Below are 17368 nucleotides of genomic sequence, written 5' to 3'. Positions count from 1 at the left end.
GGCAGAAAAATCCGGGCGGCCATACCGCCAGCAGGGTGCTCCCGGCGATGTTTTCACCGAGTGGAACAGGCGCGGTCGCGATGCGGAATTTGGCTGCTCGGGCGGCGCGAGCAGGACGTCCATCCGCGCCTCGCCACCCTCCGCCTCAGGCTGGCACACCGGTGTCCGTAATATCCCGGAAAACCGCCGCCGGCGTTCGTCAGCCGTTTACTTTGTCGTGCAACTTGCCGGATACGCTAACCACCACTTAGGCCTCTCGCGGGCAATGTTCCCTGCCAGATTGGAGGGGTTGGCCCCCGGGCCTTCAGGAATCGTGCAGTCGAGCATCGGGCGTACCTTCGCGGCGTTGAGTGCCACCAACGAAGCGATCCTGTACGCGAAATCACCAGAAGAATTGTACGGCAAGGTCTGCGAAGCCGCGTTCTCGAGCGGGAGCTTCCTGGCCGCGACCGTGTTTTTGCTGGAGCCGGATACCGGTCTCTTGAGGTTCGCGGCTGGCTACGGCGACGATGTCGCGCGACTATGCAGCATCACCATTTCCGCGATCGCCAACACCCCGGAGGGCGAAGGCGTGGCCGGCCGCGCGTTCCGCGACCAGAAGGCCTGCGTCCGCAACGACTATGTCAACGACGCTGTTTCGGCGGCTTGGCGCAGCGGCGCGGCAGCGGCAGGCGTCGGGGCGGCCGCCGCGGTGCCGCTGGTTTGCAACCGGCGCAGCGTCGGCGTCTTCATGGTGACGCGGCGCGAGATCAATTCGCTCAACGACGAGGCCGTTTCGCTGCTGGAGCGCATGGCCGCGAACGTGTCCTTCGCGCTCGATAATTTCGACCACGAGGCCTCGCGCAAGAGCGGCGAGCGGGCGATGCGTCGGCTCAACCGCATGTTCGGTGCGATCAGCGCAACCAACGAGGCGATCCTTCGCGCCAAGACCGAGCACGATCTCTATCAGCGGGTCTGCGATGCCGCGGTGTTCAGCGGAAAGTCCTTCGCGACGGTGGTGCTGCTGGCCGAACCCGACACGCACTGGTTCGAGCCTGTCGCCGGCACCGGCGAGGCGCTCGACCTGATCACCCAGACGCGCTTCTCGACCGATCCGGACAACGTCTACGGCAAGGGGATTTGCGGCGAGGCGTTCCGGACCCAGCGGCCCTGCGTCGAGCACGACATCCCGATATCGATGGGCCCGTCGCATATGCCGATCGGCGGCAGCGGCCTGATGGCCTGCGTGGCGCTGCCGCTCACCCGGTTCGGCAAGAGCGTCGGCGTCCTGATTTTCTTCACCGGCAATTCCTGGGCGCGTGACGAGGAGATCATCGCGCTGCTCGCGGGGATCGCCGAGAATGTCTCGGTCGCGCTCGACAATTTCGGCCGTGCCACCGAAAAGGCCAAGGCCGACGCCGAGCGCGAGCGGCTGTCGCGGATGTTCGCGGCGCTGAGCGCGACCAACGAGGCGATCATGCGCGCGAGGTCGCGGCTCGAGATGTTCGAGCTGGTCTGCGCGGCGGCGGCGCATGGCGGCGGATTCAACTCCACCAGCATCCTGATCGCGAAGCCCGGCGACGATTTCCTGGAGATGATGGCGGTCGCGGGGCCTACCGCGGCAAATGCGCGCCGCCTCAACGTCTCGCGCAGCGAGGCTCGCCCCGAAGGGCGCGGCGTCTGCGGCCGGGCGTTCCGCTCGCGGCGCGCCTGCATCAACAACGATTTTCTGGGCGACGTCGCCAGCAATCCGTTCCGCGACGTCATCGACCGCGAGGATGCGCGATCGGGCGCGGCGTTCCCGTTGATCGTCGACGACGAGCCGGTCGGCGTGATGCTGTTCATCTCCGCCAAGCGCAACACCTTCTCGGCTGAATTCGCCGAGCTGCTGCAGCGGCTCGCCGACAACGTCTCCTATGCGCTCGGCAGCTTCGACCGTGCCGACGAGAAGGCGCGGACCGAGGAGCAGAAGGAGCGGCTGCGGCGGATGTTCGCGGCGCTGAGCGCGACCAACGAGGCGATCATGCGGGCGAAATCCCGCAGCGAACTGTTCGATCTGGTCTGCGATGCCGCGGCGGTCGGCGGCCAGTTCGTCTCGGCCACGATCAGGCTGGTGCGGCCGGGCGAGGTCTTCCTGGACAATGTGGCCGCCTCGGGCCCGGACCGGGTGCGGGCCCGAGAGGTTCAGCTGTCGGCCGACGCGACGCGTCCGGAGGGACAGACGCTGACCGGCGTTGCGATCCGCACGCGCAGGCCCTGCATCAGCAACGACTATCTCAGCGATTTCGGCCCCGAATCGCACGTCTATCCGGCCGTGCGCGACAGCGGCAGCAAATCGGGCGCAGCCCTGCCGCTGCTCAAGAACGGCGAGGCGATCGGCGCGCTGGTGTTTCTCTCCAGCGAGTTCGGCACCTTCAGCCCGGAGATGATGGCGCTGTTGCAGCGGCTTGCCGAGAACGTGTCGTTCGCGCTTGCCAATTTCGATCGCGCCGACGAGAAGGCGCGGGACGACGAGCTGAAGGAGCGGCTGTCGCGGATGTTCGCGGCGCTGAGCGCGACCAATGAGGCGATCATGCGGGCGAAGTCCCGCGCAGAATTGTATCGACTGGTCTGCGCGGCGGCGGCGACCGGCGGCAAGTTCACCTCGACTACGATCGCGCTGGCGCAGACCGGAAGCGACTATCTGCGGATCGTCGCGATTGCGGGGCCGGCGGCGGAGGGCGCGCTCCAGGTGACGCTCTCGACCAGCGAGGCGCACCCCGAGGGGCGCGGCGCCTGCGGTCGGGCGTTCCGCTCCGGCAAGGCGTGCATCATCAACGACTATTTTGCCGATCCCGAGACCGCCGCTTTCCATGAGCGCGCGCGGCTCGATGGAACGCAGTCCAGCGCCTCGTTTCCGCTTGTTGTCAGCGGGCAGGTGGTCGGGGTCATGATCTTCGTCGCGATCGACAAGGACACGTTCACGCCGGAGTTCGCCGAATTGCTGCAGCGCCTTGCCGACAATCTGGCGTTCGCGCTCGAGAGCTTCGATCGCGCCGATGAGAAACACAAGGCCGACGAGCGCATCGAATATCTTGCCTCGCACGACAGCCTGACCAATCTGCCGAACCGCGAGACGTTCAACGAGATGCTGCATCACGCGATCTCGGCGGCGGATCGCCATCGCCGGCAGCTCGCGGTGCTGTTCATCGATCTCGACCGCTTCAAGGTGATCAACGACTCGCTCGGCCACGACGCCGGCGATATGCTGCTGGTGGCGATCGCCGAGCGGCTGCGTGGATCGTTGCGCGCGAGCGACGTGGTGGCGCGGCTCGGCGGCGACGAGTTCGTGGTCATCCTCGAGGAAACCGCCGAACGCGACGACGTCGAGCGCATCGCCGGCGATCTTCTGGTTTCGCTCAGCCAGCCGCTGCAGCTCAGCGGGCATGAGTGCCACACCACGGCCTCGATCGGCATCGCGATGTATCCGGCCGATGGCTCGGACGTACAGACGCTGACCAAGAATGCCGACATGGCGATGTATCTCGCCAAGGAAGACGGCAAGAATGGCTTCCGCTTCTTCTCCAACGAGATCAGGGCGCAGTCGATCGAGCGCTTGACGATGGAGAGCGCATTGCGCCGCGCACTCGAGCGCAAGCAATTCTCGCTCGACTATCAGCCCAAGGTGGACATGGCGAGCGGGCAGATCAGCGGCGTCGAGGCGCTGCTGCGCTGGACCCATCCCGAGCTTGGCAAGGTATCGCCGGGGCAGTTCATCCCGCTTGCCGAGGAAACCGGCCTGATCGTGCCGATCGGCCGCTGGGTGTTGAAGGAAGCCTGCGGGCAGAACATGGCGTGGCAGCGCTGCGGCCTCAGGGCCGTGACGATGGCGGTCAACCTTTCACCGCGGCAGTTCGGCGATCCGAACTTGCTCGACGACATCGACGCGGCGCTGGAGGAGAGCGGCATGTCGCCGGCGTTGCTCCAGCTCGAGGTCACCGAGAGCATGGTGATGCGCAACGTGACGCGTGCGGTGCGCGTGCTCGACGCGATCCAGAATCGCGGCATTAGGCTGGCGATCGACGATTTCGGCACCGGCTATTCATCGATGTCGCTGATGAAGCAGTTCCCGATCGACACCATCAAGATCGACCGCTCTTTCGTGCGCGACCTGCCCAATGATTCCGAGGACGTCGCGATCGCGCAGGCGATCATCTCGATGGGCAAGGCGCTTGGCATGACCATCGTCGCCGAGGGCGTCGAGACCTCCGAGCAGCAGGAGTTCCTGCGCGCCCATGCCTGCGACGAGATGCAGGGCTTCCTGTTCAGCCGGCCGCTGCCGCCGCGCGATCTCGCCGAATTGTTGAAGCCGTCGCAGGCAGAGGCGTCGCCGCCGTTGCAGCCGTCGCTGGATGGCGAGGCGACCAGCGTGGCCGGGCCGGATCTAGGGCGGAAACGCGCTGTCGTCTGACGGCTGCACGGGCAGGTCGCGAACGTCGGAATCGGTTGATTCGACCTTGCGCGAAAAATCATAGGGCCACGGCAGGATGTCCTGGCCGGCCAACGTCTGGCGCAACACAACGGCAGCCTCCGCAAAGCTCGCGCCGTCGGCAAGGCGGAGCTGGCGGCTCCAGGCGGATGGCAGCGGTTCGGCGGCATCGCGCATCTCGAATGCCGGCCCCCACCACCAGGCCGGCGCGGGCGGCCGTTCCGGTTCCGCAATGGCGCGCCAGCGCGCGAACTCGTCGACGATGCGGGCAAATTGCAGCTTGGCGGCGGGATGCATCGAAGGCCCTTCCTTGGGCCGGGATGATAGCATCGCTCCCACCTCGCGCAACGCGGCTATTGGCGGCCGTGCTGCCAATGCGCCGTCACGTCGGAGCCCGATTTGTTGAGGTGGACGTGCTGGTCGACATGGTCGACCCAGGACAGCGGAATGAAGTGATGGTGCTGACCGTCAGGTGAGCTTTGCTTGGTCAGCTTGATCTGGTCGGTGCCTTCCATGTGGTCGACCTTGCCGACCGTTTTCTTGTCCGACGAGATCACATCCATATGTTCCCGAATGTCGGCAGCGTTTGCCATGCGTCATCTCCTCGTCATGATGATGAGGGGATGAAACGCCGCCTGGATGCAAAGGTTGCTAGCCGGTTCCGGCTACTTCTGCTCGACCTCGGTCGCGGTGGCCGGGCCTTCGCCCATGATCAGCAGCACGGCGTCCTCGTCCTTGGCGCCGTCCCAGTGCACCTGCTTGCCGAAATGGGTGACGAAGCTGCCGGCCGGCATCGCGACGGTGCCGTGATCGGGATCGAATTTCGGACCCGAGCCCACCCACCAGGTGCCCTTGAGCACCACGATGTAGCGGTCGTTGGGATGGAAATGCGGACGGCTGAAGTGATTGCCCTTGGTCCATTTGGTGTAGACCATGTAGAAGCCGGGCTTCGAGGGATCGCCGACCACGACCGCATTCTGCGCGCCGCGCGCGTCAGCCGGGCTCCAGGGAATCTGATCAGGCAGCTTGTAGGTCACGGCGGCCGGATTGAGCTCGGCCGCGGAGCTGACGCTCAGCGTCGCGGCGAGGGCCAACGGCATCGTCAGATATCGCCAGGACCGGTTCGATGCCGTCATCGGTATGCTCCCAGATCGGATTTCTCGAGCGACTGCCGCGCTCGTATACCGCGCGATGTTAGTCGTCCTCGCTTCCGCCCGGCAAGACGCGGCCGTGCATGTCTGACCTCAGGATTGCGACAACGATCCGTGACACAACGCAGTTGCAATATGAAAAAGCATTTACGCCGCCGCAGACGATGATAGGTTGCGCGCCAACCAAAAGACGGGAGGATAACCTTGAAGAAGCATCTGTCGATACTGGCGGCGGGACTTGTGATCGGTGCGGCCGCGCTGCAATTTTCCACCGCCGCCTCGGGGGACGACGGCTGGGTCACGCTGCTCGACAGCTCCAAGAAGGGTGACTGGGACGAGGTCGGCAAGGCCAATTGGGCGATGAAGGACGGCGCGCTGGTCGCCGACAAGCTCGACGGCAAGGATCTCTCCTATCTCGTCAGCAAGACCCAATACAAGGATTTCCAGATCAGGGCAGAGTTCTGGACCGACGAGGATGCCAACAGCGGCATCTTCATCCGCTGCGAAGGCAACAAGGTGATCGACTCCAAGGTCTGCTACGAGGTCAACATCTTCGACAAGCGGCCGGACCCGACCTACGGCACCGGCGCGATTGTCGACGTCGGCAAGGTCGATCCGATGCCGAAGGCGGCCGGCAAATGGAACGTCTACGAGATCACGGCGCAGGGGCCGCATTTCGTCGTGACGCTGAACGGCCAGAAGACCGTCGACGCCCAGGATTCCAAGCACGCCAACGGCTATATCGCGCTCCAGTATGGTTCGGGCGTGGTCAAGTTCCGCAAGGTGCAGATCAAGCCGCTCTGACGGCGCAGGTTGAGCGGGGCCTCGGTCGCACTGCGACGAGGCCCCTCCTCATTGAGGAGCACTGTCGGTCGCAGAGACCTTCCGATCGTCACTCTGCGTGCGCAGATGATGGCCGATCACGAGCCCGGTCAGGCACAGCAACAGCCCAAGTGCCGGCGGCGCAAACAGCGCCTCTTCCTGGAAGATGCCGTTCACCAGCACGACCATCGTGCCGAAAGCGGCGAGCCCCTGGATGAGAATTCCCGACGAGGCGTAGAGCCGCCAGGCCTTCAGCGCCATCGCCAGGAAGTAGCCAAGCGGCACCAGTGAGCCGATCCCCATCTGGTAGAGCAGCACGCCGACGGCGCTTTCCACCGCGCCGTCCATCGTGCCGGCCGCCTGCGCGGCGTTCCAGTCGATCGAGAAATAACCTTCGGAAAGGTTGCCGCCGACGCCAAGTCCGCGGCCGATCGGATTCTGCCGAAAGCCGTCCCACCCGCCCATGAAGCCGATCACGTGGAAGTCGCCGATCTGGAGTCCGATATAGATCGCGGCGATAGCGTACAGCACGAGCCCGACCAGCGCGACGGCAAGGGTGACGGTTGCGCCAAGCAGCCAGGTTGCCGTCCAGCCCAAGGCGACGAAGATGACCAGGATGAGCGCGCCTTTTACGCTACAGCAAATCAGCAGCGGGATCGCAGCCAGCGCCAGCCAGCGATATCCGACCGCGAACAGGAACAGGATGGAGAAGGCGATTCCGTAACCGAAGCTGATCGGGCTCATATTCGGTCCGAAGATACGCAGCAACGACGAGAGGCCGAGGTCTTCGAACAACGGGCTGTTGAGAAAGCTGAAACGGAAGCGATCGATCAGATCCACCGGCACCCTGCCGGTTGCGCGCATCTCGGCTTCCCAGGATCCGGAACGGGTCGCCTTCAGCTCGTCGAAATGCCAGAACGTGTAGCCGTTGGTGATGGAGAGCCAGAAATCGCGGAACAGCAGTTCGACATATCCGCAGACGATCAGCAGCGCCGCAACCGTCACCAGGAACGGCGTGATGCGGATCTCGAAGGTTGCGGCCGTCAGCAGCGATAGCTGAAACAGAAACAGCGGCAGCGCAATGTTGCGCAGATAGACGAGGGCCGCGTGCGAATCCTGCGTGGCGCCGAGCAGGAAATACGCCGTCACGGTTGCGAGGGTGAACGACCCCCATTTCATGATCTGGTCGATCTCGGCGGAATGTTTCCGCTCGTGCAGCGCGTAGAGCGCCAGCGTGACCAGCCACATCACCGCGATGACCAGGAAATTGTAGCCCTTGACGAAATCCATCTCCTGCTCGGTCGTCATGTAGGACGACAGGATCGAGACGAAGAGGTTCTGGAAGAAGATGATGAAGATGGCGATCGACGGCGCGTAGGCCGGCACCGCGAGCACGATGGCGCAGCCGATCAGGCTTTCGACGACGATCGCGAGCCCGGCGTTGGCCGTCTGCATGATCGGCGCGAATGCGATCGATGCCACGGCGATGCCGAGTGCAGGAATCAGATCGCCGGCCAACAGCGGCCGCGGGGCTATCTCTGCTCGCACAGGCTCTGACCTAGCGTGACCGGACGTGTGGGCGTGCCACACCGCATCGTCGATCTAGCCGCGCATTGTGTAAGAACTGGTTAACCAGATGGGTCAGCGGGTCCCGAGCAAGGCCCTCAGCGCCTCGCGGTCGACCTTGCCAGTGACCGGGTCGGCGAGGCCGAAGCCTTGCGACAGCTCCCAATGAGTCCAGCCCCAGCATTGTTGCCGGGCGTAGGCGGTCACGCCGGCGAGCCAGCGCAGCCGGCTGTCGCGCGGCGCTCCGGCCTTGAGCACACCGAATTCATTGATGATGATCGGCCGCGAATATTGCCGTTGCCAGGCGGCGGCAGGCTCGAGCCATTTGTCGATGCCGCGGTCGGGAATGGCGCGGTCCACCATCGCGAGCGCCTTGCGCTTGTCCAGCGCGGTGAGCTGCTCCCGCAGCTGTTTAACCCCGGGATCGTCGGCGCGGACCGGATAGGGCAATCCGGTGACATCATGCAGCGGCTCACCCGGATCCCAATGGGCCTGATGGGTGAACACCATCGGATCATAGAAGTGGATGGCATAGACGACATTCGGATCGTCGAGCGGAGTGAAATCCGGCAGCGAATCCGCGCGCTGCCAGTTGACCGGACCGGTGACCAGCGTGGTCTGCGGCAGCAGGCCGCGAATGAAACCGGCCAGCTCCCGGACTTCGCCCTGCCATTGCGCGGCCTCGACATCCGGCTCATTCAACAGTTCCGCAAACACACGGTCGGACGGATAGCGCTGCATGAGCCGTGCGAGCTCGGTCCAGGCGCGCTTCATTTCGATCATCGCACTGGTGGGATCGTCCTTGTGCAGCGCGTTGAAGCGCTCGCCGGAATGCAGGTCGATCGACACCGCATAGCCGAGCGCGAGCAGGGTCTTGAGCGCCGCATCGACGGTGCGCAGGCGGCTGTCGATCTCCGCTTTCGCGGCGAAGCGCGGCATGACGAAGTCGGCGGGCACCGGCAGCCGGATGTGGGTCATGCCGGCCTTGCGCAGCTCGCGCAGCAGGGCGCGGGATGGCGCCGACCGCGGATCGGCCACCCAGCCGTCGGCATTGACGCCGCGTGACAGCGCCTTGAGCCGGTCGGCCGGGACGCCTTCGATCAAGGCGGGGCAAGCCCGCGCGGCGACCGACAGCAGAATCGACGCGCTGACCGCGAGGGCAAGGATCGATGGCCGCGTCATGACCGATCAGCGTGCGGTGGTTGTCGCGGGATCGTGACGGGTTGCGGGGCGCTCACGAATATACTGCCTGTTGTGTTCGAGCCGGCCGGGGTCGCGGGGCGTCGTCCGAAAGATAGCTCGGCCAAGCAACGATGCGGTAAAGACGTAACACGAAATTTAACCCATGCGCCTTCGTCGACTGTCCAAGGCGACCCGTCGCGAAGAGGATTGAGCCGCCGGTGCGGCGCGCCGCTAGACCCCTCGGACCACGCCCGGCTGGCCCGGTGCGCATTCCAGCGCAGCACGGTCCCAGTTCGCGTTGATGGCCGCGGCCTCATAGCTCGATTGCAGGAATTCGAGCAGCGCCTTGTCCGGGTCGGCAGCCGTCCGCACGGCGTCGTAGGGCAGGATGAATTCGCCAAGCGCTTCGCTGAAGAACGCAGCATCGGGTCGCACCGGCGTGCTGCGATAGCCCGCGGGTTCCGGATAGGCGTAGGAATAGAACGCAGGATAATCGATCGCGCCGCCGCCCGGCCAGAAGCCGGCGCTGCTGACCTCGTGCGAATAGGCCTCGTGTGCCACCTCGTCGGGCAAATGGGGCACGCCGCCGGGATGCCGCGGCGCGGTTCTGCCGGAAAACCGCGTCACCGCGAGATCGAAGCTGCCCCAGAAGAAATGCACCGGGCTCGCCTTGCTGAGGAAGCCGGTCCGGAATTGCTTGAACACGCGATCGCAGTTCACGAGGATCTGGTGAAACCGGCGCACGGCATCCGCGTCGTACGACGCATGCTGCGTATCCTGCGAAAAGCGGATCGGATCGGCGACTTCGTTCGGTATCTCGTCAATGGCGACGTCGATGCCGAGGTCCTTCAGATTGCTCATGACCGCCAAGTAGAAGCTTGCGACCGATTGACCGGCCAGCGCGAATTGCCGTTCGGTGCCGTCGCTGGTCGAGATGCGGAGCACGTGATCGATGAAATCGAAGTCGATCTGGAACGTGCAATCGCCGTCGGGGATCGGCGAGGTCGTCAGCCCGCGCGCCGTGACATAGAGCGTGACGTGCCAGGAGTGATTGAGCCAGGGCGACTTCGCCAGCCGGATCTTGCCGGCGATCTGGGTGAAGAGCTGGAGCGTGGCACAGCTGTCGCGCCACGCCGCGGTCGGCAGTTCCGGCCAGCGGGTCTTCTGTGTGTTGGTCATGACAAACCTCTGGGCTGCGCGAACGTACAGTGTTTCGGCTATTACGAATTGGTCGCGATGACCTCGGGGGAACCGATCCTCTCGTTCCGCGCGACGTGCTCTGGTCGGCGAAGCGCACGAACGCGCTTTGCCGTCAAACCGCACGTAGGTTAGTTCGCGGCCCAAGCTCCGTGGCCCTCACCGGCGGCATATCGTCGAGGGCGGCAATCCGGCGGTCAATCTCACGGATCACGTGTTTCGAGAATGGCCCGAAATGCAAATACAGCGCCATCAACATCACGATGTAGCGAAGCGCGCCCGGATTGGACTTGGCGACCTCGACGAAGGTCTTCCAGAACGGTTCGCGGACCTCCGGCAGGGCACGCATGATCGTGTGCACGCCCTCGATGCCGCCAAGCCTCTTGCGTATGTCGCCATCCGGCAGGTCGCGACGCCGGTCGGACCGGTCGAGCATGGCGGCGAGCCGCGACAGCCGTCCTGCATAAGCCGTCGGGTCGAACACGTGCCCGATCACGGCCTTGTAGTCCTCAAGGATGTCACGCAGCGGACGTATGGTGTCGAAATTGCAGCCGAGCGTGCATTGGTCGCCCGCCTGCTCGACTTTCATGAGATCGTGGCCTTCGTGCAGGCGGCCTTCCTTCGCCAGCCGCCGCGTCAGCTGTGTGCCCGGCAGTGCATAGAGCAGTCCAACCATGCAGACTGGAATGCTCGCCTCCTCGATGAAGTCGATCATCGCGTGCCCCATCGAGGCTTTCTCGGTATCGAACCCGACGATGAAACCCGCGGTGACGAACATGCCGTAGCCATAGATCTTGTGAATGCATTCGGCGATGTCGCGCCGGGTGTTCTGCTTCTTCTTCATCTGCACGAGGGTCTCCGGATCCGGGCTCTCAATGCCGACGAAAATCCCGAAGAAGTTCGCGTCCTTCATCGCCTGCAACAGCTCGCTGTCGTCAGCGATATTGATCGAGGCTTCCGTCGAAAACTCGAACGGATAATCTCGCTCCTCCAGCCAGGCTTTGAGCTGCGGCAGCAGGATGCGGAGGTTTTTCTTGTTCCCGATGAAGTTATCGTCGACGAAATCGACATGTCCGCGATAACCGTGATCGTAGAGCGCTTGCAACTCAGCGAGAATTTGATCGGGGGTCTTGGTGCGCGGCACACGACCATACAGCTCGATAATATCGCAGAACTCGCAGGTGAACGGGCAGCCACGCGAATATTGCACGCCAATGAAGAGATAGTGCTCGAACTTGATCAGGTCATAGCGGGGCATCGGGCTTAGCGTGACGTCGATCTTGAATTTCTCGGCGATGAACACGCCCTTGCGCTCTCCACTTTCCCAGGCGGCGACAAATTGCTGAATGATTTGCTCTGCCTCACCGATCACCTGGAAGTCCGCGTCGGCGTAAAGATGCGGGCTGGAGGAGACGTCAGGTCCGCCGACACATACCGGCTTGCCGTGCCGGTGTGCGAGATCGATCAGGTGGAGAAAATCAGGCTGCTGGTTGAGCATGCCGCCGATCATGACAAGATCGGCCGAGTCGAGATCGGCGTCCGTCAAGGGCTCGGTGTTACGGTTGATGAGGCGAATATCCCAATGCTTCGGCAGCATGGCGGCGACGGTGATCAGTCCGAGCGGCGCCGCCGGATACTTCGCATCGACGAGTTCACAAGCTTCCGTATAGTTCCAGAAGGAGTCCTGAACGAACTTCGGATAGATCATTAGGACGCGACAGGGAACCGTCATGTTGCTCCGGCCTGGATATTGACGGGCACGATGACACGCGGCTTGTCGCCGCTCAAGGGCTCAATTCGCGGCCAATTGTCAGGCAATCTTGGGCATGGACGCCTATTACGTCGATTATCGGCCTTTCTTGGCGTCTGTTGGCGTTCCAGCAGCGATCGCTCTTGCGCCGTTGTCCGGGAACGACGTCGCGACTTAGGCAGGGGCGGCAATCGTGAACGAGAATGCCGCCCCCATCGCATCAGCCGTGAAGTTTTCTCGCGGTTTCCGCGATCGCGCGGCCCTGATAGCGGGCGCCGGCGAGTTCGTTCTCGCTCGGCTGGCGGCTGCCGTCGCCGCCGGTGATCGTGGTTGCGCCGTAGGGCGCGCCGCCGGTGACCTCGTCGAGCTTCATCTGTCCGGCAAAGCCATAGTTCAGGCCGACCACCGTCATGCCGAAATGCAGGAGGTTGGTGATGATCGAGAACAGCGTGGTCTCCTGGCCGCCATGCTGGGTCGCGCTCGAGGTGAAGGCGCCGCCGACCTTGCCGTGCAGCGCGCCCTTGGCCCAGAGGCCGCCGGCCTGGTCGAGGAAGTTGGCCATCTGCGAGGCCATGCGGCCGAACCGGGTGCCGGTGCCGACGATGATCGCATCGTAGTTGGCGAGATCGTCGATCTTGGCGATCGGCGCGGCCTGGTCGAGCTTGTAGTACGAGGCCTTGGCGACTTCGGCCGGCACCAGCTCGGGGACGCGCTTGACGTCGACGATGGCGCCGGCTTCGCGCGCGCCTTCCGCGACGGCATTCGCCATCGCTTCGATGTGACCGTAGGCGGAGTAATAGAGAACGAGAACCTTGGCCATGATGGCCTCCTTGTGGTTTGGCAGTAGGGTGAGGTTAAGGAACCCCGTCATTGCCGGGCTTGACCCGGCAATCCATCAAACGGAGAACTCTTGCGAAGCCCGATGGATGCCCGGGTCAAGCCCGGGCATGACGAGTGTGGATGTGGTGATCAGGCCGCGTCGACGAGCACGAGCTCAGCATCCTCGAGCGCGGTGATCTTCAGCTTGGCCTCGTCGCGGATCGCGGCGCCGTCGCGGGCATTGACGCGCACGCCGTTGACCTCGATGCTGCCGGCCGCCGGCACCAGATAGAGGTGACGGGCCTTGTCGGCGGCGTATTCCGCACTCTCGCCGGCCTTCAGCGTGGTGGCGAGCACCCGCGCATCGGCGCGGATCGGCAGCGCGTCATTGTCGCCGTCGATACCCGAGGCGATGGTGACGAGCTTGCCCGAACGGTCCGCCTTCGGGAACGGCTTCGAGCCCCAGGTCGGGTGGCCGCCCTTCGTCGTCGGCTCGATCCAGATCTGGAAGATCTTGGTCTTCGCCGGCTCCAGATTGTACTCGGAGTGACGGATGCCGCTGCCGGCGCTCATCACCTGCACGTCGCCGGCTTCGGTGCGTCCCTTATTGCCGAGCGAGTCCTGGTGCGTGATTGCGCCCTCGCGAACATAGGTGATGATCTCCATGTTGGCGTGCGGATGTGCCGGGAAGCCGGAGTTGGGCGCGATCTCATCGTCGTTCCAGACGCGCAGCGCGCCGTGGCTGACATTATCGGGATCGTAGTAGCTCGCGAACGAGAAGTGGTGCTTGGCCTTCAACCAGCCGTGGTCGGCGCCGCCAAGCTTTGCGAATGGTCTGAGTTCGATCATGGTCATTCCCCTTGATGTCGATGTTGAGGAGCAGGCCGGGCGCACCGCGCCCGGCGTCTCCAGAAAATTTTGCGATCAGGCGCCGAAGCCGCCGTCGACGTTGAGCACGGTGCCGGTCACGAACGAGGCTTCCGGGCTTGCCAGGAACACGACGCCCGCTGCGACTTCCTCCGGGCGGCCGAAGCGTTGCAGCGCGTGCTGCAAGCGTTGCGTCTCGGCAAACTCGCCACCGTCCTTCGGGTTCATGTCGGTGTCGATCGAGCCGGGCTGCACCACGTTCACCGTGATGCCGCGCGGTCCGAGGTCGCGCGCCGCGCCCTTGGTGTAGCCGACGACGGCCGCCTTGGTAGCGACGTAGTCGGCAAGGCCCGGGAACGAGGCGCGGTCCGCCAGCATGGAGCCGACGGTGACGATGCGGCCGCCTTCGCCCATCAGCTTGGAGGCGGCGCGGATCGCGGTGATCACGCCGTTGATGTTGATCGCCTCCTGGCGGGCGAGCGTCGCGGTGTCGGCCTTGGGGTCGTCGACCGCGCCGCCCGATGCGACACCGGCATTGTTGACCAGGATGTCGAGCCGGCCAAAATCCTTGGCGACGGTCTTCACCAGCTGATCGACATCGGATGACGAGGCCTGGTCAGCCTTGTAGGCGCGGGCGTTGACGCCCTTGCCCTTCAATTCGGCGACCACGGCCTCGGCCTTCTCGGGAGAGGCGACGTAGCTGATCGCGACGCTCGCACCTTCTGCGGCGAGTGCACGGGCGCTGGCCGCGCCGATGCCGCGCGAGCCGCCGGTGACGAGGGCAACCTTGCCTGAGAGCTTCTTTGTCATTGGATTTCTCCATCGGTTGAATTTGATGGCACTTGGATATGCCTCCGGCTGTGGTATAGAAATAGAAACTATTGAAACTCATTGTTTCCAGTATTGAGCAATCAGGACAGCGGCCCATGTCGAAACTGCCGGACTTCGAGGCGCTCGCGATCTTCGCAAAAGTCGTGGAATTACGGTCGTTTGCGGCGGCCGCGACCGAGCTCTCGCTGTCCAAGGCGACGGTGTCCAAGGCGGTCAGCCGGCTGGAGGAGCGGCTCGGCGCCCGGCTGTTCAACCGCACCTCGCGGCGGCTGGCGCTGACTGATGCCGGCCAGAAATTGTCGGAGCGCGCCGCGCGGCTGCTCGCCGACGGCGAGGCGGCTGAGAATGAGGCGCTGGCGCAATCGACCACGCCGCGCGGCCTGGTGCGGCTCGCGGTGCCGATGAGCTTCGGCATCAAGACGGTGGCGCCGCTGCTGCCGGAATTCATGGAGGCCTATCCGGAGGTTTCGATCGACCTGCACTTGAGCGATGCCACGGTCGACCTGATCGGCGAGGGCTTTGATGCTGGCCTGCGCATCGCGCGGTTGCCGGATTCCTCGCTGATCGCGCGGCGGCTGTGCGGCATGCCGCGCTACACGGTGGCCGCGCCGTCCTATCTAAAGCGCCACGGCCGGCCGACCCATCCGATGCATCTCGCCGAGCACAAATGCTTCGGCTACGCCTATCTCTCGACTCAGGGCGTCTGGCACTACACCAACGCGTCGGGCGAGCAGGCGAGCGTGCGTCCCGCCGGCCAGCTCCGGGTCAACAATGGCGAGGCTGTGATGCCCGCGCTGCTCGCCGGTCTCGGCATCGCCGATCTGCCCGACTTCATCGTCGGCGACGCGATCGCGCGGGGCGAGGTCGAGGTGATCCTGAAAGGCTGGAAGCAGCCCGAGGGCGCCGTGCATCTCGTCACCCCGCCCGGCGGCCCGCGGCCCGCGCGCGTCGAGGTGCTGGCGGATTTCCTGGCGAAGCATTTCGCCAAAGGGCGTGCGCAGCGGAAATAGAAATCCGCACGCGGAGCGGTGGAGGGACATCCGGCCCGCCCCGTCACATTCGTGTCATCCCTTTTAAATTGTATTGCTTATGTGAACTAACCCACGATCGAGGGCTGCCGCGATCGTCTATTTCTGCGTCCTGCACCGGTGTTGCCGCAAAGCGCATTTTCGGAGGAACCAGATGATTGATCTGACCAAGCATGACTTCACGTCATTGTCGGTGAAGGATCTGCTCGATGCCCGCGAGGCCTATCACGTGCATCTGGCCCATCTGCAATCGGTCTACGCCACGGCGATCGGCCGCTATCTGATCCGGGACAACGACCGCAACGCGACGGAAAGAAAGGCGCACTCCAAGCCGCAGGCGCTCGGACCGCGCACGCTGTTCAACTCGTCGGTCAAGGACTGGTCGTGGCCCTGCATCCTCGTCTTCGTCCGCGACTGGATGAAGCGCTCCGAGCTGAAGAACCATCCCGAGAAGCAGGACCAGCTGGTGCCTCCATTCCTCTATCTGCCGGATGGTCGCGTCGTGCCCACCTGCGTCGTCAAGGTCGATCCGAACGAGGGCAGCCCCGGCACCGTCGATCCGCCGGTGTTCAAGAGCGATCTGGTCGGCGGCGGCTTTCCGGTGCAGACCATGATCCAGGGCAAGATCCACCGCGGCTCGATCGGCTGTCTCGTCACCAATGGCGAGACGGTGTTTGCGCTGTCCAACCGTCACGTGGTCGGCGCCGCCGGCCGCGAGATCTTCGCCGGCTTCAAGAACACCGACCGCCGCCTCGGCGTCAGCGATGCGCTGCAACTCGGCAAGCGCGCCTTCAGCGAGGTCTATCCCGGCTGGCCCGGCTCGCGCGTGGTGGCCAATCTCGATGCCGGCCTGATCCGCGTCGATGACGTCAAGGGCTGGACCGCACAGGTCTACGGCGTCGGCCAGGTCGGCGACGTCGTCGACCTCAATGTCGGCACCTTCCGTCTCGACATCATCAACCAGCCGCTGATCGCCTTCGGTGCGACCAGCGGATTGATGAAGGGCAAGATCCTCGGCCTGTTCTATCGCTACAAGACCGTCGGCGGCGTGGAATATGTCAGCGATTTCGTGATCGGCCCGCGCGACGGCGACACGCCGCTCAACAATTATCCGGGCGACTCCGGCACGGTCTGGTTTGTCGACGATCCGGACGCCAAGAAGAACGCCAGCGGCGCGCGGATCCTCAGTCCCCTGGCGCTCGAATGGGGCGGCCAGGAATTGTTCGGATCGAGCGGCAAGGTCCCGATGCAGGTCGCGCTCGGGATCTGCATGTCGACGCTGTGCCGTGAGCTCGATGTCGAACTGATCGGCGACTGGAACGCGGGCCATACCGAGTATTGGGGCGAATGGGGCCACGTCAAGATCGGCGCCTACGCGACCGGTCTGATCGATGCGAAGTTACCCAAGCTCGCCACCATGATGGACGCCAATTCCGACAATATCGGCCTCGACGACAAGCTGCTCGTCGACCTCAAGCCGCATCAGCGAGGCACATTCTCGCCGCTGGCCGATGTCGCCGACCTGGTCTGGCGCTTCACCCGGCACACCGACGAAAGCAACCACTTCGCCGACATGGACAAGCCGGGCAGGGACGGCAAGACGCTGCTCGATCTTTGCGCGGAGTCGACGCGCAACGTCGATCCGAAGGTCTGGAACGACTATTACGAAGGGATCGGCGAGGACCGGCGCGGCGCGCTGCCGTTCCGG

14 protein-coding genes are annotated in these 17368 nt (G+C 64.3%); 4 read left to right on the top strand and 10 right to left on the bottom strand.

What is annotated here, in order from left to right; genetic code table 11:
* Positions 1 to 313: 313 nt before the first annotated feature.
* Positions 314 to 4429: a GAF domain-containing protein gene (locus J2R80_RS00070; protein WP_253637890.1), complete on the top strand. Its 4116-nt coding sequence runs from the start codon at positions 314 to 316 to the stop codon at positions 4427 to 4429.
* On the opposite strand, the gene J2R80_RS00065 is transcribed toward J2R80_RS00070, so the two are convergent.
* The 3 genes from J2R80_RS00065 to J2R80_RS00055 all read right to left on the bottom strand — a co-directional run bounded on the left by J2R80_RS00065 (position 4403) and on the right by J2R80_RS00055 (position 5583).
* On the bottom strand, positions 4403 to 4744 hold the full coding sequence (locus tag J2R80_RS00065) for a hypothetical protein (RefSeq protein WP_057015459.1): 342 nt from the start codon (positions 4742 to 4744) through the stop codon (positions 4403 to 4405). The genes J2R80_RS00070 and J2R80_RS00065 overlap by 27 nt on opposite strands.
* A 56-nt stretch (positions 4745 to 4800) precedes the next feature.
* Positions 4801 to 5040, bottom strand: a complete 240-nt coding sequence (locus J2R80_RS00060) for a DUF2171 domain-containing protein (RefSeq protein ID WP_057015458.1) — start codon at positions 5038 to 5040, stop codon at positions 4801 to 4803.
* 72 nt (positions 5041 to 5112) lie between these two features.
* Positions 5113 to 5583: a cupin domain-containing protein gene (locus tag J2R80_RS00055; protein WP_253588112.1), complete on the bottom strand. Its 471-nt coding sequence runs from the start codon at positions 5581 to 5583 to the stop codon at positions 5113 to 5115.
* A 219-nt stretch (positions 5584 to 5802) separates the two neighbouring features.
* On the opposite strand from J2R80_RS00055, the gene J2R80_RS00050 reads away from it, so the two are divergent.
* Complete coding sequence (locus J2R80_RS00050; protein WP_057015457.1) at positions 5803 to 6402, top strand: DUF1080 domain-containing protein; 600 nt, start codon at positions 5803 to 5805, stop codon at positions 6400 to 6402.
* A gap of 48 nt (positions 6403 to 6450) precedes the next feature.
* Here J2R80_RS00050 and J2R80_RS00045 read toward each other — a convergent pair whose 3' ends face one another.
* The 7 genes from J2R80_RS00045 to J2R80_RS00015 all read right to left on the bottom strand — a co-directional run bounded on the left by J2R80_RS00045 (position 6451) and on the right by J2R80_RS00015 (position 14611).
* The gene (locus J2R80_RS00045; protein ID WP_253588110.1) at positions 6451 to 7938 is read right to left on the bottom strand and encodes a hypothetical protein; all 1488 of its coding nucleotides are present in this window, start codon (positions 7936 to 7938) and stop codon (positions 6451 to 6453) included.
* Positions 7939 to 8061: 123 nt separating this feature from the next.
* Positions 8062 to 9168 (bottom strand): glycoside hydrolase family 5 protein, encoded by a 1107-nt coding sequence (locus tag J2R80_RS00040; RefSeq protein ID WP_253588109.1) that lies wholly within the window; start codon positions 9166 to 9168, stop codon positions 8062 to 8064.
* Between the two features lie 231 nt (positions 9169 to 9399).
* Entirely contained in the window at positions 9400 to 10347 is a 948-nt protein-coding gene (locus J2R80_RS00035) for a DUF5996 family protein (RefSeq protein WP_253588108.1), read from the bottom strand.
* Between the two features lie 133 nt (positions 10348 to 10480).
* Positions 10481 to 12097, bottom strand: coding sequence for a B12-binding domain-containing radical SAM protein (locus J2R80_RS00030; protein ID WP_168856517.1), 1617 nt, complete (start codon positions 12095 to 12097; stop codon positions 10481 to 10483).
* Positions 12098 to 12335: 238 nt separating this feature from the next.
* Positions 12336 to 12935, bottom strand: coding sequence for an NAD(P)H:quinone oxidoreductase (gene wrbA / locus J2R80_RS00025; RefSeq protein ID WP_057015483.1), 600 nt, complete (start codon positions 12933 to 12935; stop codon positions 12336 to 12338).
* A 149-nt stretch (positions 12936 to 13084) separates the two neighbouring features.
* The gene (locus J2R80_RS00020) at positions 13085 to 13783 is read right to left on the bottom strand and encodes a pirin family protein (protein ID WP_057015482.1); all 699 of its coding nucleotides are present in this window, start codon (positions 13781 to 13783) and stop codon (positions 13085 to 13087) included.
* 75 nt (positions 13784 to 13858) lie between these two features.
* Positions 13859 to 14611 carry an SDR family NAD(P)-dependent oxidoreductase gene (locus tag J2R80_RS00015; protein WP_253588107.1) on the bottom strand — a complete coding sequence of 251 codons (753 nt, stop codon included), beginning with the start codon at positions 14609 to 14611 and terminating at the stop codon, positions 13859 to 13861.
* A gap of 116 nt (positions 14612 to 14727) precedes the next feature.
* Between J2R80_RS00015 and J2R80_RS00010 the strand changes: the two genes are divergently transcribed.
* Together J2R80_RS00010 and J2R80_RS00005 are read left to right on the top strand one after the other, a co-directional pair.
* Positions 14728 to 15642 (top strand): LysR family transcriptional regulator, encoded by a 915-nt coding sequence (locus J2R80_RS00010; RefSeq protein WP_016846155.1) that lies wholly within the window; start codon positions 14728 to 14730, stop codon positions 15640 to 15642.
* Between the two features lie 172 nt (positions 15643 to 15814).
* Positions 15815 to 17368, top strand: a 1554-nt coding sequence (locus J2R80_RS00005) for a hypothetical protein (protein ID WP_253637889.1), incomplete at its 3' end; no start/stop codon positions are given.

The organism is Bradyrhizobium sp. USDA 4541 (assembly GCF_024171085.1).
Lineage (GTDB): Bacteria > Pseudomonadota > Alphaproteobacteria > Rhizobiales > Xanthobacteraceae > Bradyrhizobium > Bradyrhizobium australafricanum.
Note: the sequence above shows the minus strand (reverse complement) of the source record. Positions and strands in the feature narration are given on the sequence as shown.